Consider the following 1,425-nt stretch of genomic DNA (forward strand, 5'->3'; position numbering starts at 1 on the left):
ACGATTTACACCATCTGATGGGACGCTACCCTCAATTTCACTTTTCCTCTAATTAAACCTACAGCACGCGGCACTTGATACTTGCGTAAGTTTTGCGAAAATGGCCATATTGCAATTGTTGTTTTCAACTTTGGCTAAACTCGCCCCCGAAAGCTTCATCTAACTTGATAGTGAAAGCCTTTTTATTGGAGCTCAGCTCTTGTGAACACCGACATATTGCCAGCATCTGATGACATCTTGCTAACATCGCAAGCGAAAGAGATCTCATCCTCTCTTGATCAGTGTATGCCTCTTAATCGTCGGGTAGCTGTGCTGCACTTTCCACTCGATGACAATGTCGGCAATCACATGATGTGGCTAGCTATTACCACTTATCTTAAAGCAAGCGGAATCTGCATAGCCTATGTGGCAAATGAGTGGGATTTCAATATCGGGGACATGGTCAAAGCCATAGGTGACGGCGCCGTACTGTTCCTAGGAGGCGTCACAGTATCTCGCTTGTGGCCCAGGCATGCCGAAGTCAAGCGCGCGGTGGCTGCAGCATGCCCTGACAATCGCCTCATCTCTCTACCGTCGACAATGCTGTTTGTTGACGAAGACGATCGGCGGGAGGCGAGCACGATTTTTGGCGAACACCGAGACGTTATCATGATGGCGCGCGATCCTGTGAGCGCAGCATCGGCGCGAGATGTGTTTCCCGATCATATATCGGTCATCACCATCCACGACTCGGCTTTCCTCTTGCCTCCCCAGCCGCGCATCACTGATCTCATCCAGCATGATGTGATCTGGCTCGCACGAAACGACATGGAGGGCTCGGACTTCAAAACACCGGATCATGTAAAGGTATTTGATTGGCCATCAATTGATCGCAAAATATTCAACGTATTGTCGGCCCGCATAGGTTCGAAGCTAGGTCGCACACTGCCTATACTGCAACCACTCACCAATTCCGTGGTCAACTCATCATATCAAGAGATATCTAGATATATAATTTCAAACGGCAATCGATTGCTCGATCAAGGAAAGGTATTGGTCACCGACCGATTGCACCCCCATGTGCTGACCGCCTTGCGCGCACAACCATGCGTTCTTCTTCCTGATCGTTTTGGCAAGAATCGGGCAGTATGGGAATATACTAGTCACAAATACAGCACGGTTCATTGGGCTGACGAACCGGATCAGGCATTGGAACTCGCAAATACACTGGTGGCGGCACAACGCTAACGGCATGTGGGCGTGCAGCTAAATCCGACTGTGTTATTGGGTTCCAGAGGTTAAAAATTCAGAACCGGGCCGCTCTTTTGAATCGCGGTCACATTGGCAGAGGAGCAACTGATTGTGAGCCCGGATACTTTGCGCGGTCATAATCAATAACTCTCACCCAGCTATTTAGGTAAGCGTCCGGCGTTGACGCCCTTGACC

At 49.7% G+C, this 1,425-nt stretch carries 1 protein-coding gene; it reads left to right on the forward strand.

Going from position 1 to position 1,425, the window contains the following annotated elements; all coding sequences use genetic code 11:
• Positions 1–201: 201 nt before the first annotated feature.
• Entirely contained in the window at positions 202–1,227 is a 1,026-nt protein-coding gene (locus tag HOC_RS20440; RefSeq protein WP_156950580.1) for a polysaccharide pyruvyl transferase family protein, read from the forward strand.
• Positions 1,228–1,425: the final 198 nt, after the last annotated feature.

The sequence above is a fragment of the Hyphomonas oceanitis SCH89 genome (assembly GCF_000685295.1).
In the GTDB taxonomy this organism is placed as follows: Bacteria; Pseudomonadota; Alphaproteobacteria; order Caulobacterales; family Hyphomonadaceae; genus Hyphomonas; species Hyphomonas oceanitis.